This is a genomic window from Staphylococcus sp. FW104-15G4D, from assembly GCF_058790135.1.
The window spans coordinates 1,138,550-1,161,806 of sequence record NZ_JBYTCH010000001.1; the positions used below are offsets into that span (position 1 = coordinate 1,138,550).

The following is a 23,257-nucleotide window of genomic DNA, read 5'->3' on the forward strand; positions in this document are numbered from 1 at the left end:
TCCTTTCCTTATTTAGCGTCATACCATGTTGGTCCATAACTTGAATCTACTTTTAGAGGTACATCTAAATCTAAAGCTTGTTCCATAATTTCTTCAACAAACTTACTAAAATCTTCGACTTCAGATTTAGGCAACTCGAAAATCAATTCATCGTGAACTTGCAATAATAATGTCGCGTGATAATTAGTATCTTTAACTTTTTCATAAAACTTAACCATAGCTAATTTAATAATATCTGCTGCGCTACCTTGTATCGGGGTATTCATTGCTGTTCTTTCTGCAAAACTTCTTAAGTTGAAATTACGACTTGTAATATCTGGAATATAACGACGTCGATGTAGAAGTGTTTCAACATATCCATCTGCTTTTGCATCTTTAACAATGTCAGACATGTATTGTTTTACACCAGGAAAACTAGCTAAGTAATCATCTATAAAAGCTTTCGCTTTTTTACGTGTAATTCCTAAACTTTGACTTAAGCCATAATCACTAATTCCATACACAATACCAAAGTTTACTGCTTTGGCTTGTCTACGCATTAAACTATCTACTTCATTAGCTTCTACGTTAAATACTTTCATAGCTGTCGCAGTATGAATATCGTTACCATTAATAAATGCCTCTTTCAAACTTTCATCTTGAGTAATATGTGCAAGCACACGTAACTCTATTTGTGAATAGTCAGCCGATAAGATTACGCTATCCTTATCTGTAGGTTTAAAGGCTTTTCTAATTTTTCTTCCTTCTTCTAAACGAATAGGTATATTCTGTAAGTTTGGATCTACACTTGAAAGTCTACCTGTTTGTGCTAACGTTTGATTAAAACGTGTGTGAATTCTCTGATCTTTACTAATCACTTTTTGTAATCCTTCAACATAAGTTGATTGTAATTTTGACAATTGTCTATACTCCAATATATGTTCAATAATTGGATGCTCTCCCTGCAATTGTTCTAATACGTCTACTGCTGTTGAATAGCCTGTCTTAGTTTTCTTGATAACAGGTAGTTTTAGCGTTTCAAATAAAACTACTCCTAATTGTTTAGGAGAATTAATATTAAATTCTTCTCCTGCAGCTTCATGAATGTTTTTAATTAAAACATCTAATTTTTCTTGGATTTCGTTCTCCATTTGTTTTAAGTCTTCAACATCAGTATAAATACCAATTTCTTCCATTTCACTTAAAATTTTAGCAAGTGGTAATTCTAAATCTTTGAGTAACTCAACTTGATTATACTCTTCTAATTGAGCCTCCATTTCAGGTTTAGAGTTAGCAATTGCCTCTGTGATTGAAGCTACATGTTTATTTAATACTTCTTCTTCAGGAACTTGATGTTTTTTCCCCTTACCGTAAACTGACACATTATCTTTAACATAATTCTGTCCATAAAGTGAAACTACTGATTTTACATCATCTATTGAACGAGAAGGATCAATAATATAACTAGACAACATTACATCAAACTGCACATTTTGAATATCGATATTTAAACGATGCGCAGCCACATAAGTTTTTTTGGCATCGTATACAGTTTTAGTCGTATTTTTATCTTCTAACCATTGGACTAAATCTTGATATTGCTTAATATCTTCAGCATTAATGACCACATGTGAATCATCAGCATAAAAACCGAATTTTAGGATATTATCTTTAAGATAATTTGTGCCCTCTAATTCAAAATGAATAATTGCATGCTCTAAACTATCAAAGTTGATATGTTGAAAATCCGATTCAATTTCAAAGGTCTTTTCGTTAACTACATCGTTATTAGCTTCTTCATCAATATCTGCCAATAATTGTTTAAATTCAAGCTTTTTAAACAATTCTATTTTGTTAGTATTATCATCTTGATTTTCTAATTTTGTATCATTTAGATTAACATCAATGGGACTTTCAACATTAATTGTAGCTAAGTCTTTACTCATCAAGGCATCATCTTTACTATTCACGAGTTTTTCTTTTAATTTTTTAGCTGTGACATCATCAATATGTTCATAAACACCTTCTACAGAAGTAAATTGTTTAAGAAGTTTGATTGCAGTCTTTTCACCAACGCCAGCAACCCCTGGAATATTATCTGAAGTATCTCCCATGAGACCTTTCATATCAATGATTTGTTTCGGTTGTAGCCCATCATATTTTTCAGCTATAAAACTTGGCGTGTAGTGATCTACATCTGTCACACCTTTTTTTGTGTAATAAATTGTGACATTATCAGTAGCTAATTGTGTTAAATCTCGATCCCCTGTAATAATAATCGTTTCGAAACCAGCCTTATCAGCCTCTCTACTTAGCGTGCCAATAATGTCATCCGCTTCATAATTTTCTAATTCATAGTGTTTAATGTGATAAGCATCTAATAATTGACGAATATAAGGAAATTGTTCACTTAATTCTGGTGGTGTTTTTTGACGTCCACCTTTATATTCACTGTACTTAGAATGTCTGAAAGTAGTTTTACCAGCATCAAATGCAACTAAAAAGTGATTGGGTTGTTCTTCTTTAATAATTTTCTCAAGCAACATCGCAAAGCCATATATAGCATTTGTATGAATACCAGCTTTATTAGAAAGTAATGGTAAAGCATAAAACGCTCTAAAGCTTAAACTGTTACCATCTATTAACACTAATTTATCCAAAATACGTAACCTCCAGAACTGATTTACATACATTTTAGCATACATAGGAACGCTTAACGAATATAGAGTTTAGCGGTCCTTAGTGCATTTGCATCAGCAAATGTAATCCTTTACTAGCACAATTGAACATTGAAATACTTAGTACCACTTACGCATTAGTCTTTAGCTAATGTGTTCCTCTTTTTTACGCTTAACGAATTTAAGACTTCTAACATAAAGTTAAATGTATACAACAAAAAGCTTTTCAAAAGAAGAAACTGCAATGTCAAAAATGACATCGCAGTTTCTCAAATTATTCATCTATAAAAGTAACTTTGAAGGTCGAACCTTCTCCAAGTCTACTATTTATGTTGATTCGTCCGTTATGGGCTTCGACAATATGTTTAGTTATTGATAAACCTAAACCTGTACCGCCAGAATCTCTACTTCTCGCTTTATCTACTCTGTAGAAACGTTCAAAGATATGTTTTTGATCCTTGGCGCTAATACCAATTCCGAAATCTTGAATTTCTAAATTAACCTTTTTACCCTCTCTAAATACTCGTACAATTACCTTATTGTCCTCAAGAGAATAATTAATCGCATTTGAAAGTAAGTTAGTAATAACTTGAGCAATTTTATTTTCATGAGCTTCTATAATGACATCTTTTTCAATTTCAGGTTGAATTTCAATATTTTTATTTATAGCTTGAGTCTGCAAGTTATCAATCGTATTATAAGCTAATTCAGATAAATTCATATAATTCGTTTCAATCTCGGTTTGTTGTTCGATATGCGATAAATCCAATAAATCCATAACTAACGATTCTATTCTATTAGATTCTTTCAAAATGATGTTCAAGAACATATCAAGAGATTGCTCATCATTTTTAGCACCTTCTATAAGCGTCTCCGCAAAACCTTTAATAGAAGTAATTGGTGTTTTCAATTCATGTGACACATTAGCCACAAACTCTCTTCTAAGATTTTCTAATTTTTGAAGGTTAGTAATATCATGAAGTACGACAACCATACCTTGTAATTTCTTCTTAGATTTGGACAAAATTGGGACACATGATACATCAAAGTATTTAGTATGTACATTATTTATGTCTACTTCAATTTGATCATAGATTACCTTCTCAGTTCTAAAGCTTTCTATTATTAGCTTCTCAATACTATCATCTATAAAACCAATATAATTCTTATTTTCAACCTGTTGATCCGGACTAAATACTTCATAGTAAGCATGGTTCGCAACAACTATTTCGCCATGTTTATCAATCATTAAAACAGAACTTGGAATATTCTCAAGTGTTGTTTTCAAACGATTTGATTGTATTTTTTGACTATTGTTCAATTTCTGCAATCTTCTGGCTAGCTCATTCGTTGTTACAAAAAGTGCTCGTGTTTCCTTAACATTACTTTCAGGAACACGAACATGATAATAACCATCTGCCAATAATGATGTTGCATACGTCACTTCATTAATAGGTCTTATATATGTTCGATTGATACTTCTACTAGCTAAGTAAACTGTGAATAACACTATGACGCCTATTATAGAAAGGTATTTCCACATTTCTCTTTGTAAATCTATGATTTCATCATTAATTCCACTTATGTATACGGTTTTGTTACCTATATTATCTTTAAAAGTATAGCGTGTACCGATATTAGTTTTTTTAGTAATTAAGTTAGAAGGATTGGCTGCATTATCAATTCTACTATCTATCTTTTTACTATCACCTGATGAAAAAATGATGTGTCCATCAGCTTCGTTTTTTATAACAACGATATTTTGTTGATTATCAGCAAGGTTATCAATCTCTTCACCTTTTTTATGATTTAGTAAATTGACGTAATTATGTGCTTCATTTCTTAATTCATTGATTTGATTGCTAGTTAAAGTTTGATAAATTGTGTTGTGAATAATTGCACCTAAACCAATAAAACTAATTATTGTTATAGTACTAATTAATAATAATAGACGATGATGAAACTTTAGCATTAAGCTTTAGGTCTCTCCAATTTATAACCTAATCCTCGCACTGTTTTAATTAATTTAGGTTGTTTTGGATTCTCTTCCAATTTATCTCTTAAATGACTAATATGTACATCGACGATTCGAGAGTCGCCAGCAAATTCATAATTCCAAACTGAATTGAGCATATGCTCTCGTGTAATGACACGGCCTTGTCTTTCAATTAAGTATAATAATAATTCGAATTCTTTAGGAGTTAACTCTAATAATTCTTCATCTTTATATACTTCAAAGAATTCAGGACGTATACGAATTGAGTCGATGATGATGTCTTCCTCATCTGTGTCCTCTTTCTCAATTTCATTAACAAACTTAGAACGTCTTAAAATAGCCTTAACTCTTGCAACCACTTCTCTAGGTGAAAATGGCTTTGTCATGTAATCGTCAGCACCTAGTTCAAGTCCTAAAACACGATCGAACTCATCATCTTTTGCGGTTAACATTAAAATAGGTACTAAATTTTTGTCAGATCGAATTGATTTACACACCTCAATACCATCCTTCTTAGGTAACATGACGTCCAATACAATAAGTTCAGGTTGCTCTTCTTCAACCTTTTTTAATGCTTCCTCGCCGTCATACGCGACTTCAACTATGTATCCTGCTGTTTCTAAATTATACTTTAGTAAGGTCACGATTGATTGTTCATCATCAACCACTAATACTTTTTGTGACATGGTGTGCCTCCCTATTTTGTTATTACAATTTCATTATAACTGAAGTTCAAATAAAAATAACATAGCTACACATCAATTTTACATAAACTTAACAAAACAAATATATTTGCACATATATTAAGAAAATATTTGTTTAATATTGTCTTAACATTAATTAACCTATCATCTTTTGAAGTAAAAAGATAATGATAACTTACATTTTTACATAATCTTTAAAAAAAGGGTTGGCTTTCGCCAACCCAACAAAGATTAGAATCTTATTTATTTTTAACTCTAATTTAGTTTACTTTAAGTTTTTAATTAACTCGTCAGCGAACTCTGAAGTTGAAACTTCTTCAGCGCCATCCATTAAACGAGCAAAATCGTAAGTTACAATTTTAGAAGCGATAGTTGCTTCAATTGAATCAGTGATTTTATCAGCAGCTTCTTGCCAACCTAAGTGTTCTAACATTAGAACTGAACTTAAAATTTCTGATGATGGATTAACTTTATTTAATCCAGCGTATTTTGGAGCTGTACCATGAGTTGCTTCAAAGATAGCGTGGCCTGTTTCGTAGTTAATATTAGCACCTGGAGCGATACCAATACCGCCAACTTGTGCAGCTAAAGCATCTGAAATGTAGTCACCATTTAAGTTCATAGTTGCTACTACATCATGTTCAGCTGGACGAGTTAAGATTTGTTGTAAGAAGATATCAGCAATTGAATCTTTGATAATAATTTTGCCTTCTTTTTCAGCTTTATCTTGAGCTTCATTTGCTGCATCTTTACCTTCTTTTTCAACAATTTCATCATATTGTTGCCAAGTAAATACTTTATCACCAAATTCATTATGAGCTAAGTCATAACCCCATTGTTTGAATGAACCTTCAGTGAATTTCATAATGTTACCTTTATGCACTAAAGTCACAGATTTACGATTGTTATCTAAAGCATATTGAATAGCTGCTCTAACAAGACGTTCTGTACCTTCTTTAGATACAGGTTTAATACCAATACCTGAAGTTTCTGGGAAGCGGATGTTAGTAGCTCCCATCTCATTTTGTAAGAAATCAATTACTTTTTTAACTTCTGAAGTTCCTTCTTTAAATTCAATACCTGCGTAGATATCTTCAGTGTTTTCACGGAAAATAACCATATCTACATCTTCAGGACGTTTAACTGGAGATGGTACACCTTGGAACCAACGAACAGGACGTAAGCAAGTAAATAAATCTAATTCTTGTCTTAAAGCAACATTTAGTGAACGGATCCCGCCACCAATTGGCGTAGTTAAAGGTCCTTTAACAGCGATTAAATATTCTTTAATCGTGTCTAAAGTTTCTTGAGGTAACCATTCTCCTGTTTCATCATAAGCTTTTTGTCCAGCTAAAACTTCTTTCCATTCAATACGTTTTTCGCCGTTGTAAGCTTTTTCTACTGCTGCATCAATAACGCGACTTGCAGCTTTCCAAATATCTGGTCCAATTCCATCACCAATAATAAATGGAATAATTGGTTCGTTTGGTACATTTAAACCTTCATTAGTTTGAGTAATTTTTTCTGCTGACATAAATCTAACCTCCAAGTATATTTAAACTTTCACTAAATACTATATGTTATTTTATTATCTTTCTTCAATAGGAACATATTTACTATCTTTCTCACCAATATATTGAGCTCTTGGTCTCATAATTCTGTTGTCTCGATATTGTTCTAATATATGAGCAATCCAACCAGAAGTACGACTTACTGCAAAGATTGGTGTAAATAAATCATGAGGAATGTTCATACTGTGATAAACAGTTGCACTGAAGAAATCAACATTTGGAATTAAGCCTTTTTCATCTTTCATACGCTTTTCAATAGCTAATGAAATATCAAATAATTCGCTTTGACCAGTTTCTTCAGTAATTTTACGGCTCATTTCACGTAAATATTTAGCACGTGGATCACCATCTTTATATACACGGTGACCAAAGCCCATTACTTTATCTTTATTAGCGAATCTCTCATCAAGGTAACTATCAACATTATCAGTACTACCTACTTCTTTTAACATTGCCATTACACGTTCATTTGCACCACCGTGTAGAGGCCCTTTTAATGAACCTACAGCAGCAACTATACCTGAATACATATCAGAGAGTGATGAAACAGCACAACGAGCAGTGAATGCAGATGCGTTTAATTCATGATCGGCATGTAAAATTAAAGCTTTATTGAATGCTTCAACCTCAATGTCAGTTGGAAGTTCGCCTCTTAACATGTATAAGAAGTTCGCTGCATAACTTAATTCTGAATTAGGTTTAACAGGTTCTTTCCCTTCTCTTACTCTTGCGAAAGCCGTAACTAATGAAGCAATTTTTGCTTGAATACGAATTGCTCTTTCATACTTTTTATCTTCAGATTCATCTTCAGCATCTGGATCGAAATGAGCAATATAAGATACAGATGTACGTAACGCTGTCATAGGATGAACATCATCAGTTACATACTCTTCAAAGTGTTTATAAACTCTTTCGTTTAGAGTCATAAACTCAAATAATTTTTCTTTCAATTCTTTTAATTCTTCTTTATTTGGAAGTCTATAATTCCAAAGTAAGAAAATAATTTCTTCGAATTGGGCATTTTCTGCGAGATCATCAATATCATAGCCCGCATATGTCAATTGACTGTCAATTATTGAGCTGATCTTAGTTTCAGCTGCAATAACCCCTTCTAAACCTCTTTGTAATTCTGCCATGATAAATTTCCCCTTTACTATTTCTTTATGAAATGGCTTTCACCTAGTATTATAGCTAAATTCAAACAATTTGTGAAACATTATAAATAACTTTAAACATGTAAAAATGGTATATTAGCTTGACCTTAATGTATGTTAACATCTTTAAAAGAGCGTGAAATTAAACTTTACATAGTATATAACTCATCAAATTTCAAAAATATTGTGATGTTTTCGTTTAGTTATCAAGAATGATTACAAAATATAAATATACATTTTAGTGAATTTTCACACTTTTTTGCGAAAAGAATTGTATAAATAGCCTTATAAGTGCATAATATAAATATCTTATAGTAAGGGAGATGTCTTATGGCTGAAAATTTACAAAGAGAATTGAGCAATCGTCATGTTCAATTAATCGCCATTGGAGGCGCTATAGGAACGGGGTTATTCCTTGGTGCCGGTCAAACAATTGCAATGACGGGTCCCTCAATATTGCTTACCTATATCATTATAGGATTTATGTTATTCATGTTTATGCGTGGATTGGGAGAAATTATAATTCAAAACACTAATTTTAAATCATTTGCGGATGTTACTAATAAATACATAGGACCATTTGCTGGATTTATTACAGGGTGGACATATTGGTTATGTTGGATTATTACTGGTATGGCTGAAGTTACAGCGGTAGCTAAATATGTTAGTTTTTGGTTCCCTGAAATACCTAATTGGATTAGTGCTTTATTTTGTGTATTAATCTTAATGTCATTTAACCTACTAAGCGCCAAATTATTTGGTGAATTAGAATTTTGGTTTGCAATCATTAAAATTGCCACAATTATTGCTTTAATCGTTGTAGGTATTGTCATGATTCTTTTTGCTTTCAAAACACAATTCGGACATACAAGTTTAACTAATTTATACAACCATGGAATATTCCCTAAAGGGGCTTCAGGGTTCTTCATGTCATTCCAGATGGCACTATTTTCATTCGTAGGAATCGAAATGATTGGTGTTACTGCTGGAGAGACGAAAGATCCTGAACAAACTATACCAAAGGCAATCAATAGTGTACCTATTAGAATATTAATTTTCTATGTTGGGGCATTAGCAGTAATTATGTCAATCATTCCTTGGTACAAAGTTGATCCAGATAACAGCCCTTTCGTTAAATTATTCGCTTTAATTGGAGTACCATTTGCAGCTGGAATAATTAACTTTGTGGTTTTAACTGCTGCTGCATCATCATGTAATAGTGGTATATTTTCAAATAGTAGAATGCTGTACGGACTATCTAATCAAGAACAAGCTCCACCAGCCTTCTCTAAAACGAACAAAAACGGTGTACCACACACAGCTATTATAGCTTCGTCAGCATTATTGCTAATTGCAGCGTTGTTAAATTATATTTTCCCTGACGCTACTAAGGTATTTACTTATGTTACAACTATTTCAACTGTACTATTTTTAGTTGTATGGGCATTGATTATTATTGCTTATATCAATTACAGTAGAAATAATCCAGAGTTACATAAAAAGGCAACTTATAAATTACCTGGTGGTCTATATATGGGATATGCAATATTAATATTCTTCATTTTTGTCTTCGGCTTATTATTTGTAAATGTCGATACTAGAAGAGCTATCTATTTAACACCTATTTGGTTTATTATTTTAGGTCTCATGTACTTACGATACAAAAAGGTAAGCAAACACGCGTAATAATAATAATTAATACCAGCGTTAGAATTGAAATGTCTAACGCTGGTATTTTTTTATCACCATGCAAGTTTTAAAACACAAAAACTGAGACATTATAAATAATGCCTCAGTCATGTAAAATTATATTTAAATTAAATTATAGTACGTTAGCGTAGCCTTCAAAGATTTTTCCTTGAGCTGCATCAACAGTAACTAACATATCGTTCTTAATTTCTTTAGTAGCTTTTTCAACACCAACTACTGTTGGAATACCTTTTTCTAAACCAACGATTGCACTTGGTGAAGTGATACCGTTCTCTTCAGTAATTAAACCAATAGCATTTTCGACATAAGGTACTAACGTTTCATCAACAGAGTTAGTAACAATGACTTTATCAGATAAATCTTTACCTTCTAAGTCACTTGCACTATCAGCAACAATAGCATGGCCTACTACTGATCCACGACCTACACCTTGGCCACGAGCAATTTCATCACCTACTAAGTGAATTTTCATCATGTTTGTTGTACCTTTTTCACCAGTAGGTACACCTGCAGTAATAATGATTAAGTCTCCATTAGAAACTCTACCAGTCTCAACTGCAGTTGCTACTGCGTTATTAAGTAATGCATCAGTGTTTTTACGTCCTTCTTTAACTACAGGATTAACGCCCCAAACAATCGCACATTGACGTGCAGTTTCTTCACTAGGAGTAACAGCGATAATATCAGAGTGTGGACGATATTTTGAAATCGTACGTGCAGTTGATCCACTCTCTGTTGCAGCAACAATTGCTTTAACATTTAAATTAAGCGCTGTATGTGCTACAGAAACACCAATGGCATTAACAAGAGATGTTTCAACTAACTTAGTACGGTCAGATAATAATTTTTTATAATCTTGCGCTGCTTCAGCTGAAACTGCGATATTTCTCATCGTTTTAACTGCTTCTTCTGGGTATAATCCCGCTGCAGTTTCACCTGATAACATAACTGCATCAGTACCATCATAAATGGCATTAGCAACGTCACTTGCTTCCGCACGAGTTGCACGAGGATTACGTTGCATTGAATCTAACATTTGAGTTGCAGTAATAACTGGTTTACCTAATTTATTACATTTTCTAATTAAATCTTTTTGAACCATAGGTACTTTTTCTGGTGGTATTTCAACACCCATGTCACCACGAGCAACCATTAAACCATCAGAAACTTCTAATATTTCGTCAATATTATCGATACCTTCTTGGTTTTCAATTTTAGGGAAAATTGTGATATGAGCTTTTTCTTCTTCAAGAATTTGGCGAATATCTAAAACATCACTAGGACGTCTTACGAAACTTGCTGCGATAAAATCAACATTTTCTTTGATACCAAAGCGGATATCATCAGCATCTTTATCAGTGATACCTGGTAAATTAACTTTTACTCCTGGTAAGTTAACACCTTTTTTATTTTTTAATTCTCCTGTATTTAAGATATCACATTTAACTTCGCCTTTATCTTTATTAATTTCTTTAACTTGTAGTTCAACTAAACCGTCATCTAATAAGATATAAGAACCTTCATTTACATCGTTAATTAAGTCTTCATAAGTAACTGAGAATTTCTCAGGAGTACCTTCAACTTCATTCATACTTACAATAACTTCTTTACCTTTTTCTAATTCAATAACGCCATCTTTCATATTATGCGTACGAATTTCTGGCCCTTTAGTATCTAATAATAGTGCAACAGTTTTATCTAAGCGTTTAGCAACTTTACGTATTGTATCAATTCTTGCTTTATGTTCTTCATGACTACCATGAGAGAAGTTTAAACGCGCAACGTTCATACCCGCGTTAATTAATTTTTCAAGCATTTCTTCCGATTCAGAAGCTGGTCCTATAGTACATACAATTTTAGTCTTTCTCATTATATAATCCTCCCATAATTTATATTGATAATTCTTTAGCTAATTGATACATATCTTTATCAAATTTATGATTACTTTCTCCAAAGATATCATCAAATGGTGTAGCAGTTAATTGATTATTTTTAATACCCACACCTTTAGCAGTTTCACCTTGTTTAAGTAATTCTACAGCGTGTCCACCTAACCTTGAAGCCAACACACGGTCAGCTCCAGAAGGGCTTCCTCCACGCTGAATATGACCTAAAACTGATACTCGAGTATCAATATTGATGTATTTCATTAATTCATCAGCACATTCTTGGCCACTCATACATCCTTCAGCGACCATAACGATAGAATGTTTCTTACCTCTTTTTATACCCTGTTCAATCTTTTCTGCAACATCTTTAATGTCTGTATGAACTTCGGGTACTACAATCGTCTCTGCGCCAACAGACAATCCTGCCCATAACGCTAAATCACCACAGTCTCGACCCATAACTTCTACTATAAAAGTACGAGCATGACTTGATGCAGTATCTCTAATTTTATCGACCGATTCAATAATTGTATTCAAAGCAGTGTCAAAACCTATAGTGAAATCTGTACCATTAATATCATTATCAATAGTACCAGGTATTCCAATAGTTTGAATTTCCTTACATTCTTCACTAATACGTTGAGCACCGCGATAACTACCGTCGCCCCCAATGACAACTAAGCCTTCAATACCACGTTTACGAAGGTTTTCAATACCTTTCTTACGCACATCTTCTTCTTTAAATTGAGGGCACCTAGCTGAAAATAGGAACGTACCTCCACGTTGAATTGTATCCCCTACAGAGCCTAATTCAAGCTTGTGAATATCATCGTCAAGTAAACCTTGGTAACCATGATAAATCCCATAAACTTCAATATTATTGTAAATTGCTGTACGAACGACTGCTCGAACTGCAGCATTCATACCTGGTGAATCTCCACCGCTAGTTAAAACTGCAATTTTTTTCATGACGACATACCTTTCTTTAACTAGATTTATCTTTAACTCTAAATTACCACAATTTATTTTACTGTTCCATCAAAAGAAAGCCTTTCAACGGATGTAAACGTTTTAAATAATGAATTTTTTCTAAAATCATAAAAAAGAGCTAATAGCCTTTAAATCAAGACAATTAACTCTTAATAATTTATTCTACAACTGATCCTATGTGTCTAAATTTCTCGAAACGATCATTAGCTAAATCTTTACCAGATTTTTGGTTCAATTCATTTAGATGTTTCACAAAAACTTCTTTAATTGTTGAAGCTTGTGATTCTATATCTTTATGAGCACCACCTAAAGGTTCATTAATCACTTCATCAACAATATTTAAACCTTTAAGATCATTAGCTGTAATTTTCATAGTTTCAGCAGCAATTTTAGCTAAATTACTATCTTTCCAAAGTAAAGCAGCAGCGCCTTCAGGTGAAATAACTGAATAAGTACTATTCTCAAGCATAAGTACTTTATTAGATATACCTATACCAAGCGCACCACCACTACCGCCTTCACCAATAACGATTGCGATAACAGGGACTGTCAGTGATGCCATTTCAATTAGATTTTTAGCTATTGATTCACTCTGACCACGTTCTTCAGCTGCTTTACCTGGATAAGCACCTTTTGTATCAATAAAAGTAAAGATCGGACGGTTAAACTTTTCAGCTTGTTTCATTAAACGAAGAGCTTTACGATATCCCTCTGGATGAGCCATTCCAAAATTACGATAAATGTTATCTTTTGTATCTTTACCACGTTGCTGGCCGACTACAGTGACAGCTTGTCCGTTTAGATAACCAATTCCACCAATCATGGCAGGGTCATCTCTATAATTTCTATCTCCATGAAGCTCAATAAATGAGTCGAAAATATAAGGTATATAATCCAAAGTAGTTGGACGTTCTTGTAAGCGAGCAATCTGTACACGATCCCAAGGCTTCAAATTGGTATAAACTTTTTTAGTTTCTCTCTCAAGCGACGCTTCAAGCATATCTATTTCTTCTTGTAGATCAACTTCATTTTTCTCTTGAGATTCTTTTAACGATTCAATTTTATTTCTTATTTCAAAAAGTGGCTTTTCAAAATCTAACATTATTTACTCACCTCTTGATGGATATTTAAGATATTAGAAAGCGTTTCTTTCATATCTTTACGATGAATAACTTTATCTAATTGACCATGCTCTAATAAAAATTCAGCCGTTTGGAAGTCATCAGGTAACTTTTCATTAATAGTTTGTTCAATGACACGTCTACCAGCAAAACCTATAAGCGCTTTAGGTTCACTTAAATTAATATCTCCTACTGAAGCAAAACTTGCAGAAACCCCTCCAGTTGTCGGGTTAGTTATATATGAGATATATAATAAGCCTGCATCAGAATGACGTTTAAGTGATACACTTGTTTTTCCCATTTGCATAAGTGAAATAATGCCTTCTTGCATTCTGGCACCACCACTTGCTGAAAAGAGAATAAATGGTAGACGGTGTTCAGTACAGTAATCTATAATTCTGCAGATTTTTTCACCTACTACTGATCCCATGCTTCCCATTCTAAAACGGGCATCCATTACGGCCACTCCATATTTAATACCATCAAGTTCAGAAGTACCAGTAACTACAGCTTCATTTAATCCTGTCTTTTGTTGATCTTTCTCTACCTTTTCAATGTAGCCAGGGAAATCTAATGGATTCGCAGAGGTCATGCCCTTGTCGAATTCTACAAATGTCCCTTCATCTGAAATAGCTTCAATTCTCTTATGTGCAGTGAGTGCGATGTGGTGATCACAATTGAAGCACACATTTAGATTTTCAGCTAATTCTTTAGTGTACATAATTTTTTTACACTTTGGGCATTTAGTCATAATCCCAGCTGGCACATCATTTTGTTTAGAATCTTGAACTGTTAAATATTTCTTTTTCTTACTTCGATTAAAAAAATCTTTAAACATTGGTAAACCTCCAAATAACCTCTGTTACTACCATTTTTTAAATTTCCTGATTCAATATGCTCATGAATAAACTATATTCTAACCAGCATAGAAATCAACTTCAAAATTATTTTAAATCTGTCACTTTCATTGTTTTATCATAAATATCTTGAGGGTTAACTTCGATTCTTGCAACCCCTGATTCCATAGCAGCTTTGGCTACGCTTCTAGCAACAGATGGCGCAACTCTTTTATCAAAAGGTCCAGGAATACAATAATCAGGATTAAGTTCATCCTCTTCAATTAAGTCTGCGATTGCTTCTACAGCCGCTTTTTTCATATCTTCATTGATGTGAGTTGCTTCAACATCTAATGCACCTCTAAAAATACCAGGGAAAGCTAAGACATTATTAATCTGGTTAGGAAAATCTGAACGTCCTGTACCAATGACTTTAGCACCTGCTTCTTTAGCATTATCAGGTTTGATTTCAGGGTTAGGATTTGCCATAGCAAAGATAATTGGATCATCTGCCATGCTCTTAACCATATCTTTAGTTAATAAGTCTGCTACAGATACACCAATAAATACATCCGCATCTTTAATAACTTCTTCTAAAGAACCATAGATTTTATCTTTATTTGTCCAGTTAGCAACATAAGATTTAGTATCATTCATACCATGTTGTCGCCCTTCATAAATAGCTCCTTTAGAGTCGCACATAATCATGTCTCTAACACCATAAGAATATAAAAGTTTTACAATAGCAATTCCAGCAGCTCCAGCTCCATTTAGTACAACTTTAATATCTGATAAATCTTTATTAACAATTCTTAAAGCATTGATTAAACCAGCCATAGTAACAATTGCTGTACCATGTTGATCGTCATGGAATACTGGGATATTAGTTTCTTTTTTCAATGTTTCCTCTATTTCAAAACATCTCGGTGCTGAAATATCTTCAAGATTAATACCACCATAATTAGGCTGTAGTAATTTCACAGTATTAACAATTTCATCAGTGTCTGTCGTATCTAATGCAATAGGTACGCCGTTGATACCAGCAAAGCTTTTAAACAATACCGCTTTACCTTCCATAACAGGAATGCTAGCTTCTGCTCCAATATTACCTAAACCAAGAACAGCAGTCCCATCAGTTACCACAGCTACAGTGTTAGCCTTTATTGTATAATCATAAACTTTTCTTGAATCTTCATGAATTTCCTTACAAGGTTCAGCAACACCAGGTGAATAAGCTAAACTAAGCTCTTCTTTATTAGTTACTTTTATATTTGGTGTAATTTCTAATTTACCTTGATTCTCTTTGTGCATCTCTAATGCATCGTCTCTTAAAGACATGAAATCAACCCCTATTTTAAATAATTTTAAAGTTAAAAAATAACTGTACTTATTAGATAAAAATCGTGAATGTTGAATCTAGTATTTCTAATATTTAAAAACCCAATATACTTCATTTTAAGAATAGTTAGAAACGCATCTCATATGTAAATGAATACGTTAATTTAAATAATTCTTCGTGATACTATTCTTATTTATTAAAATTATTTTTTCTTCCGATTATAAGTTAAACAGTGTATAACCAAAACAAAAAATAATTACAAAGAAAAACTGATGGTTATTATCTTAACCATCAGTTAACTATACCATAGTTTAAAAATTGATAAAAGTTATATAAACCTAATATCACTAGGTTTTACAGACTCGATAAGTTGATAAATTGTCTCATCATCTTTATTTATATATCCTAAGTGTTTTATATCATTATTTTGTTCATTAAACGAACTAATCTCTAAAATGTTATTTTTCTCAATTGGTGTGTCTACTATCATTTCTTGCAACTTATCTGAAATCAATTGCGTATCACGTAGAATCACTTTTTTAGATGCTTTAATCTTTTGATTTTTAAATTCATTCACTTCAATGATCTGATTTATAATAAGTTGTAATTGTTGATTTCTTTTTTCAAATTTACCGATGACTATATACATTTCTTCATTAGATATTGAAGTTTCATATTTCTTGAATTTATCAGGAAATATCACACCGTCCATTAACAACATTCCATCATTAAGGGTTACGAAGGCCATGTTCTGTCCATTCTTAGTTCTTATTTGTTTAATTGCATCAAATTGAACTAATATAGGTTGGTGATTTTGAGCATTACCTAATTTATAAATTCCTAAGTATTGCTTTTTATCAAATTCTTTCTCAACAGGATGTTTAGATATGTAGAAGCCTAAATACTCTTTTTCATAATCACTAAGCATTTTATCAGGTAACTCTTCTTTATCTTCATAAGCTTGTTTCGGAGTTAATATGTCGAAAAGCATATCATCCTGCTCGACATCGGAGGCTGTATCTAAAACTTGATCAATAGTTTGTAATAGAGTAGCTCTATTTTTACCAAAATGATCAAACGCACCAACTAAAATTAAAGCTTCTAATAGTTTTCTACTTTTAACCCTTTTAGGAATTCTTCGTGTAAAATCAAAAAAATCTTTAAACTTGCCATTATTATATCTTTCATCAACAATCGTTTTTACACTCTGGTAACCTACACCTTTTATAGCTCCTAGAGATAAATAAATACCTTTTGAAGTTGCTTTATAATACCAATGACTTTCATTAATATTAGGTGGTAAAATATTTAATTTTTGATGCTTCGCTTCATCTATAATGGCAGAAGTTTTCTTTTCACTACCTATAACATTACTTAGAATATTGGCATAGAAATAGTTTGGATAATACACTTTTAAATAACTCATAATGTAGGCTATTTTAGAATAGCTCACTGCGTGCGCTCTAGGGAAACCGTAATCAGCAAATTTAAGTATTAAGTCAAAAATTTGTTTACTTATTTGTTCATTGTATCCATTTTGTTTGGCGCCATTAACAAAGTGTTGACGTTCATTTTCTAATACTGCACGGTTCTTCTTACTCATAGCTCTTCGTAAGATATCCGCTTCACCATAACTAAAGTTAGCGAATTTACTTGCAATTTGCATTATTTGCTCTTGATAAATAATGACACCATACGTACTTTTTAAAATGGATTCTAAGTCATTATGCAAATATTCTACTTTTGAAGGGTCATGTCTACGAGTAATATATGTTGGTATCTCTTCCATAGGTCCTGGACGATATAAAGATGTTACGGCAACAATATCCTCAAAATGCTCTGGTTGAAGTCTTTTTAGCACACTTCTAACGCCTTCTGATTCTAGTTGGAAAATACCTGTAGTATCACCTTGAGATAAAAGTTTAAAAACATTTTTATCATCAAACGGAATCGCTTCGACATCTATATCAACATCTAAATCTTTCTTAACTTGATTAACTATTTGATGAATAATAGATAAGTTACGTAAACCTAAAAAATCGATTTTTAATAAACCAATACGTTCCGCTTCTGTCATAGTCCATTGTGTTAATAAACCTGTATCACCCAATGTAAGTGGCGCGTATTTATATAAAGGTTGATCGTTAATAATAATTCCTGCTGCATGTGTTGATGTATGTCTAGGTAAGCCTTCTAATTTTTTACTCATTTCAAACCATAGTTCATTTCGGTGGTTTCGGTGAACAAAAGACTTAAAGTCCTCTTCTTGATATGCTTTATCTAGAGTAATCCCCAACTTGTGAGGAATTAATTTAGATATCTCATTTAAAGTCGTTTCATCAAAGCCCATAATTCTTCCGACATCACGCCCAACTGCTCTAGCAAGTAAATGACCAAATGTAACAATACCAGAAACATGGAGTTCACCATATTTTTCTTGAACATATTGAATCACTTTTTCACGTCTTGTATCTTCAAAGTCAATATCTATATCAGGCATAGTTACCCTCTCTGGATTTAAAAATCTTTCAAAGAGTAGGTTAAATTTAATTGGATCGATAGTTGTTATTTCTAATAAATAACTGACTAATGAACCAGCTGAAGAACCACGACCAGGTCCAACCATTACGTCATGTGTTTTAGCGTAATGTATAAGGTCACTAACTATAAGGAAATAATCTTCAAATCCCATTTTAGTTATAATTTCATATTCATGCTTAAGTCGATTTAAATATTGTTCATTATTCAGATTCCATTCATTCAATTTACGAATTAATACTGACCATAGATAATCTTTTGAAACTTCTCCATCAGGTGTGACATATTGAGGCAGTAACGATTGATGATATACCAATTCAGCTTTACATAAGTCTACGATGTCTTCAGTATTTTGTTTTATTTTCTCATCGATTTCTAACTCTTCAAATTCCTTCTGATCAGGAAAATGCTCACCAAAATCTTTACTATCGTTAATAATATCTAATTTAGAATTATCTTTGATGGCTTGTAAAGCAGAAATGGTATCAGCGTCTTCTCTATTCAAATATCTTGCTGACTTAAGCCATACTTTTTTTCTATTAACAATATCATTACTCGTATGATTGATATAAACATGTATTTTATCATTAAATGCTTCAATAATTTGTTTGTGAGTATTATCAATATCTTTGAAGATAATAATTAGATTTTTATCGTAACGTTTTAGCCATTCTAAAGGTACTTCCTCTTTTTCTTTCATCTTAATTGCAGAAGAAAGTTGATATAGCGCTTTTAACCCTCCATTATTTTGAGCTAATACGACTGTTTCAACTGTATATAAACCATCAGTTAATTTTATCGTCATGCCAAAAATCGGATGAATATCTTTTGCTATACACGCATCATAAAACTTAGGAAAGCCATATAAAACATGGGTATCTGTAATAGCAAGCGCACGATAACCTTCATTTTTAGCTTTATTGACCACATCTTCAATTTTCAAACTTGCGTTCAATAAATCGTATGCAGTATGAATATTTAAATGCGCAACCATGTTTGTATACTCCTTCCAGTTATTTAATCTTTTGTTTTAATGCATTAGCTAGATTATCAAATTCAGTCCAACTATATACAGAGACACCTGACGCATTCGGATGTCCACCACCACCAAAATCATTTGCTACATCATTAATAATGATTTTACCCTTTGAACGAATTCGACATCTAATTTGGTCTCCTTCATCTACACCAAACATCCAAATTTTCAAACCTTGAATATCAGCTATAGTATTTACAAATTGAGATGCTTCATTAGGTTGAATATTATATTCCTCTAAAATATCGCGAGTTATTTTAACCTGACAATAACCCACATTGTCTAATTCGAAATTCTGTAAAATGTAACCTTGGAAAGGTAAAAGTTTAGGATCTTTCTCTGACATTTTATTTAGTTCTGCATTAGGGTCAAAAGGAAAGGCAATTAATTTACTAGCCACTTCCATTGTGTGCGGAGTGGTATTGTTAAATAAGAATCTTCCTGTATCTCCCACAATGCCCAAATATAATACACGTGCAGTTTTTTCGTCTATAATACGCTCATCGTTAAAATGTGTAATAAAATCATAGATAATTTCACTTGTCGAAGACGCCTCTGTACTCACATAATTAATGTCGCCATATTGGTCTATCGCTGGATGATGGTCTATCTTCAATACTTTTAAACCATTCTGATAACGTTGGTCGTCAATACGCGGAGAATTTGCAGTGTCACAAACGATCACCAATGCTTCTTTATAAACTTCATCTGAAATTTCATCAAAAGTACCTATAAATTCTAAAGATGGTTCATTTTCTCCGACTGCATAAATATGCTTATTTGGATATTTAGCCTCTAAATAATATTTAAGTCCTAATTGTGATCCATAAGCGTCAGGGTCTGGTCTAACATGACGATGGATGATGATCGTATCGTTTTGTTCAATTTCTTGCATCATATCATTCATAATATTCTTCATTTTAAATTACTCCCTTAAAATACTCATTTATTGCTCAAAAGCCTTCAAACATTTGACAAATTACTAATGCGTTTGCAACCTTTTCGTTATTATTAATCATTGTTACTTCTAACTTAGCAAAATTTCTACCAACATCTAGCATTTCATAATGGACATCGATGGATGATTCAATAGGTACAGTTTTGATATAAACTATATTTAAGTTTTCAATCATTACATTACCTTTTTTGTATTTTCTCATCTCATGTCTAATCGTTTCTTCGATAATGCCCACAAAAACTGCTTTACTTAATGTGCCATAATGATTTGTTACTAGAGGAGAAACATCAACATTAATTCCATTTGAATTAATCGTAATATGCTTAGCAATTTGATCATTAATTGTATCACCAATTTGCGGCTGTCTTCCTAAAAGTTGCATTGACTTCAATACATCCTGTCTATTAATTACACCAATAGCTTTTTTATTATTATTAGTTACAGGCAGTAATTCAATGCCTTCCCATATCATCATATGCGCACAACTAGCCACTGTATTGGTAAGCTTTACACTAAGAGGATTACGTGTCATTATTTTCCCTAACTCATCCTCTTCATTCATATTGATAATTTCTCTACTTGTAACTATTCCTACTAATTTAAAATCCTCATTCACTATAGGAAATCTAGTGTGCCCTGTATCATTTGCTAACTTTTTATAGTCATTAATTTTCATGTAATCAAATAATACTGATAACTCATTAATAGGTTTGACAATATCCTCTACGACAAGAATTTCTTTACGAATTTTTTGATTATACATTGCTCTATTAATAATATTAGCGACTAGAAATGTATCATAACTTGATGAAATAATGGGCAGTTCGTGCTCATTTGCATATTCAACGACTTCTTTAGAAGGCTGAAATCCACCAGTTATTAATATTGCAGTGTCTCGTTTTAAGGCTTCCATTTGAACATCTGCGCGGTTTCCGACTATAAGCAATGTGTGACTTCCAATATATTTTAAAATATCTTGAAGTTCCATTGCTCCTATCGCAAATTTGGATACAGTTTTCCCTAATCCCTTCTTACCACCTAAAATTTGACCTTCAACAATGTTAGCAATTTCATTAAATGTTAAATTGTCTATATTATCCCTATTACGTTTCTCAATTCTTACTGTACCTACACGATCAATTGTAGCAACAATGCCAAGTTGACCTGCATCTTTAATCGCTCTATATGCTGTACCTTCAGAAACATCTAAAACTTTTGCAATCTTTCTAACAGAAATTTTAGAACCTACAGATAGTGATTCAATGTAATTTAAAATTTGCTCGTGTTTAGTCATCAAGTTACCTCTTTATTTCTATTGAACAGTGATAGCATTATTATAACTTTTAACCTCAAAAAAATCATGGCACAACTTCACTTAAAGTAAATTGAAATTCAAAACGATATACATAATTACTTTTTTATTTAATTTTGAATAGAAAAATGAATTTAAATGGAAATTCCATTAAAACTCTATTAAAATAAAGTTGAGGAGGGATGTACTTATGTATAAACATATTTTACTTGGTGTAGACACTCAATTAAAAAATGAAAAAGCATTAAAAGAAGTGTCTCTTTTAGCTGGTAAAGACACAGTTGTAACTATTCTAAATGCTATTAATGAACAAGATGCTCAAGCTTCTATCAAAGCAGGAGTTCACTTGGATGAACTAACTGAAGAAAGAAGCGAACGTTTAGAGAAAACAAGAAAAGCATTAGAGGACTACGGTATTGATTATGATCAAATCATTGTTAGAGGAAATCCTAAAGAAGAGTTATTGAAACATGCTAATAGTGGTAAATATGAAATTGTTGTTTTAAGTAACCGTAAAGCTGAAGATAAAAAGAAATTTGTACTCGGTAGCGTAAGTCATAAAGTAGCTAAACGAGCTACAATCCCTGTATTAATCGTTAAATAATTAATAGAAATTCCCGATTCTTCTTAAAAAGTTTAAGAATCGGGAATTTTTTATAAACATTAAATTATTCAAAATATCAAATTAAAATTCAACTGATTGACCTGGCTCTAGAATTTGAACTTCACCTACATTAACAGCATCCTTAAACTGATTTGGGTCCTGTTCGATTAATGGGAAAGTATTGTAGTGAATTGGTACACTGATTTGCGGTTTAATTAATTCATTTATCGCATAACTTGCGTCATCAATGCCCATTGTAAAATTATCTCCAATAGGTACGAAGCATACATCAACAGGATGTCTATCTGCAATTAATTTCATATCACTAAATAAGCCAGTATCTCCTGTGTGATAAATCGTTTTACCTTCAGCTTCGATAACAACTCCCATAGGCATACCTAAATATACTGGAATACCATCTTCATGTGTAAAACTAGAGCTGTGGAAAGCTTGAACAAATTTTACAGTACCAAAATCGAATTTAGCTTTACCACCGATATTCATACCATGTACATTTTCAACACCGTGATAAGTTGATAAGTAACCTTGTAATTCCGCAGAACCAATAACTACAGCGTGGTTTCTGTTCGCTAGTTCAACTACATCACCAAAATGATCTTCATGTCCATGAGTTAAAATAATGTAGTCTACATCTAAAGTTTGTTCATCTAAATCGCATTTGTCATTTCCAGAAATAAAAGGATCGACAATTACTTTTTTACCATTTCCTTCAAAATAGATTGTTGATTGACCATGAAATGAAAGTTTCATTTATATAGCCCTCCTCAAATTTTATCTGTAATCATTATACCCTAGCTACTCCCTCTTATAACACTGTATAT

16 protein-coding genes are annotated in these 23,257 nt (G+C 32.4%); 2 read left to right on the forward strand and 14 right to left on the reverse strand.

Annotated elements, in window-relative coordinates; all coding sequences use genetic code 11:
- Positions 1 to 8: 8 nt before the first annotated feature.
- From polA to AC3WQX_RS05580, 5 genes are all read right to left on the reverse strand, one after another.
- Complete coding sequence (polA, locus tag AC3WQX_RS05560; protein ID WP_023350123.1) at positions 9 to 2,639, reverse strand: DNA polymerase I; 2,631 nt, start codon at positions 2,637 to 2,639, stop codon at positions 9 to 11.
- A gap of 292 nt (positions 2,640 to 2,931) precedes the next feature.
- Positions 2,932 to 4,629, reverse strand: coding sequence for a two-component system histidine kinase PnpS (gene pnpS, locus AC3WQX_RS05565; protein ID WP_023350122.1), 1,698 nt, complete (start codon positions 4,627 to 4,629; stop codon positions 2,932 to 2,934).
- Positions 4,629 to 5,339, reverse strand: a complete 711-nt coding sequence (locus AC3WQX_RS05570) for a response regulator transcription factor (RefSeq protein WP_002434702.1) — start codon at positions 5,337 to 5,339, stop codon at positions 4,629 to 4,631. The genes pnpS and AC3WQX_RS05570 overlap by 1 nt, the downstream gene beginning before the upstream one ends.
- Positions 5,340 to 5,622: 283 nt before the next feature.
- Complete coding sequence (icd, locus tag AC3WQX_RS05575) at positions 5,623 to 6,891, reverse strand: NADP-dependent isocitrate dehydrogenase (protein ID WP_023350121.1); 1,269 nt, start codon at positions 6,889 to 6,891, stop codon at positions 5,623 to 5,625.
- 54 nt (positions 6,892 to 6,945) lie between these two features.
- Positions 6,946 to 8,064 (reverse strand): citrate synthase, encoded by a 1,119-nt coding sequence (locus tag AC3WQX_RS05580; protein ID WP_023350120.1) that lies wholly within the window; start codon positions 8,062 to 8,064, stop codon positions 6,946 to 6,948.
- A gap of 348 nt (positions 8,065 to 8,412) precedes the next feature.
- Here AC3WQX_RS05580 and AC3WQX_RS05585 point away from each other — a divergent pair, with 348 nt between their 5' ends.
- Positions 8,413 to 9,768: an amino acid permease gene (locus AC3WQX_RS05585; protein WP_023350119.1), complete on the forward strand. Its 1,356-nt coding sequence runs from the start codon at positions 8,413 to 8,415 to the stop codon at positions 9,766 to 9,768.
- 136 nt (positions 9,769 to 9,904) lie between these two features.
- Here AC3WQX_RS05585 and pyk read toward each other — a convergent pair whose 3' ends face one another.
- The 8 genes from pyk to AC3WQX_RS05625 all read right to left on the reverse strand — a co-directional run bounded on the left by pyk (position 9,905) and on the right by AC3WQX_RS05625 (position 21,793).
- Positions 9,905 to 11,662 (reverse strand): pyruvate kinase, encoded by a 1,758-nt coding sequence (pyk, locus tag AC3WQX_RS05590; RefSeq protein ID WP_002434667.1) that lies wholly within the window; start codon positions 11,660 to 11,662, stop codon positions 9,905 to 9,907.
- A 19-nt stretch (positions 11,663 to 11,681) separates the two neighbouring features.
- A complete protein-coding gene (pfkA, locus tag AC3WQX_RS05595; RefSeq protein ID WP_002434701.1) occupies positions 11,682 to 12,650 on the reverse strand; it encodes a 6-phosphofructokinase in 969 nt (322 codons plus the stop codon).
- A 178-nt stretch (positions 12,651 to 12,828) separates the two neighbouring features.
- Entirely contained in the window at positions 12,829 to 13,773 is a 945-nt protein-coding gene (locus AC3WQX_RS05600) for an acetyl-CoA carboxylase carboxyltransferase subunit alpha (RefSeq protein WP_023350118.1), read from the reverse strand.
- On the reverse strand, positions 13,773 to 14,630 hold the full coding sequence (gene accD, locus AC3WQX_RS05605) for an acetyl-CoA carboxylase, carboxyltransferase subunit beta (protein WP_002434776.1): 858 nt from the start codon (positions 14,628 to 14,630) through the stop codon (positions 13,773 to 13,775). Before accD ends, AC3WQX_RS05600 begins: the two co-directional genes overlap by 1 nt.
- Before the next feature lie 106 nt (positions 14,631 to 14,736).
- On the reverse strand, positions 14,737 to 15,966 hold the full coding sequence (ystJ, locus tag AC3WQX_RS05610; RefSeq protein ID WP_492739894.1) for an NADP-dependent malic enzyme: 1,230 nt from the start codon (positions 15,964 to 15,966) through the stop codon (positions 14,737 to 14,739).
- Between the two features lie 329 nt (positions 15,967 to 16,295).
- Positions 16,296 to 19,499, reverse strand: coding sequence for a DNA polymerase III subunit alpha (locus AC3WQX_RS05615; protein WP_023350116.1), 3,204 nt, complete (start codon positions 19,497 to 19,499; stop codon positions 16,296 to 16,298).
- Positions 19,500 to 19,518: 19 nt separating this feature from the next.
- Complete coding sequence (locus AC3WQX_RS05620; protein ID WP_023350115.1) at positions 19,519 to 20,460, reverse strand: DHH family phosphoesterase; 942 nt, start codon at positions 20,458 to 20,460, stop codon at positions 19,519 to 19,521.
- 34 nt (positions 20,461 to 20,494) lie between these two features.
- The gene (locus AC3WQX_RS05625; protein ID WP_002453438.1) at positions 20,495 to 21,793 is read right to left on the reverse strand and encodes a DRTGG domain-containing protein; all 1,299 of its coding nucleotides are present in this window, start codon (positions 21,791 to 21,793) and stop codon (positions 20,495 to 20,497) included.
- A 208-nt stretch (positions 21,794 to 22,001) separates the two neighbouring features.
- Here AC3WQX_RS05625 and AC3WQX_RS05630 point away from each other — a divergent pair, with 208 nt between their 5' ends.
- Positions 22,002 to 22,415 (forward strand): universal stress protein, encoded by a 414-nt coding sequence (locus tag AC3WQX_RS05630; protein ID WP_492739896.1) that lies wholly within the window; start codon positions 22,002 to 22,004, stop codon positions 22,413 to 22,415.
- An 81-nt stretch (positions 22,416 to 22,496) separates the two neighbouring features.
- On the opposite strand, the gene AC3WQX_RS05635 is transcribed toward AC3WQX_RS05630, so the two are convergent.
- Positions 22,497 to 23,186, reverse strand: a complete 690-nt coding sequence (locus AC3WQX_RS05635; protein ID WP_023350114.1) for a metal-dependent hydrolase — start codon at positions 23,184 to 23,186, stop codon at positions 22,497 to 22,499.
- Between the last annotated feature and the right edge of the window lie 71 nt (positions 23,187 to 23,257).

Bases quoted from the DNA above. Each gene is read 5' to 3' on its own strand.
- AC3WQX_RS05625 (WP_002453438.1), bottom strand. From the start codon at position 21,793: ATGACTAAACACGAGCAAATTTTAAATTACATTGAATCACTATCTGTA.
- AC3WQX_RS05630 (WP_492739896.1), top strand. From the start codon at position 22,002: ATGTATAAACATATTTTACTTGGTGTAGACACTCAATTAAAAAATGAA.
- AC3WQX_RS05570 (WP_002434702.1), bottom strand. From the start codon at position 5,339: ATGTCACAAAAAGTATTAGTGGTTGATGATGAACAATCAATCGTGACC.
- AC3WQX_RS05580 (WP_023350120.1), bottom strand. From the start codon at position 8,064: ATGGCAGAATTACAAAGAGGTTTAGAAGGGGTTATTGCAGCTGAAACT.
- icd (WP_023350121.1), bottom strand. From the start codon at position 6,891: ATGTCAGCAGAAAAAATTACTCAAACTAATGAAGGTTTAAATGTACCA.
- pfkA (WP_002434701.1), bottom strand. From the start codon at position 12,650: ATGAAAAAAATTGCAGTTTTAACTAGCGGTGGAGATTCACCAGGTATG.
- AC3WQX_RS05600 (WP_023350118.1), bottom strand. From the start codon at position 13,773: ATGTTAGATTTTGAAAAGCCACTTTTTGAAATAAGAAATAAAATTGAA.
- accD (WP_002434776.1), bottom strand. From the start codon at position 14,630: ATGTTTAAAGATTTTTTTAATCGAAGTAAGAAAAAGAAATATTTAACA.
- ystJ (WP_492739894.1), bottom strand. From the start codon at position 15,966: ATGTCTTTAAGAGACGATGCATTAGAGATGCACAAAGAGAATCAAGGT.
- pyk (WP_002434667.1), bottom strand. From the start codon at position 11,662: ATGAGAAAGACTAAAATTGTATGTACTATAGGACCAGCTTCTGAATCG.
- AC3WQX_RS05620 (WP_023350115.1), bottom strand. From the start codon at position 20,460: ATGAAGAATATTATGAATGATATGATGCAAGAAATTGAACAAAACGAT.
- AC3WQX_RS05615 (WP_023350116.1), bottom strand. From the start codon at position 19,499: ATGGTTGCGCATTTAAATATTCATACTGCATACGATTTATTGAACGCA.
- pnpS (WP_023350122.1), bottom strand. From the start codon at position 4,629: ATGCTAAAGTTTCATCATCGTCTATTATTATTAATTAGTACTATAACA.
- AC3WQX_RS05585 (WP_023350119.1), top strand. From the start codon at position 8,413: ATGGCTGAAAATTTACAAAGAGAATTGAGCAATCGTCATGTTCAATTA.
- AC3WQX_RS05635 (WP_023350114.1), bottom strand. From the start codon at position 23,186: ATGAAACTTTCATTTCATGGTCAATCAACAATCTATTTTGAAGGAAAT.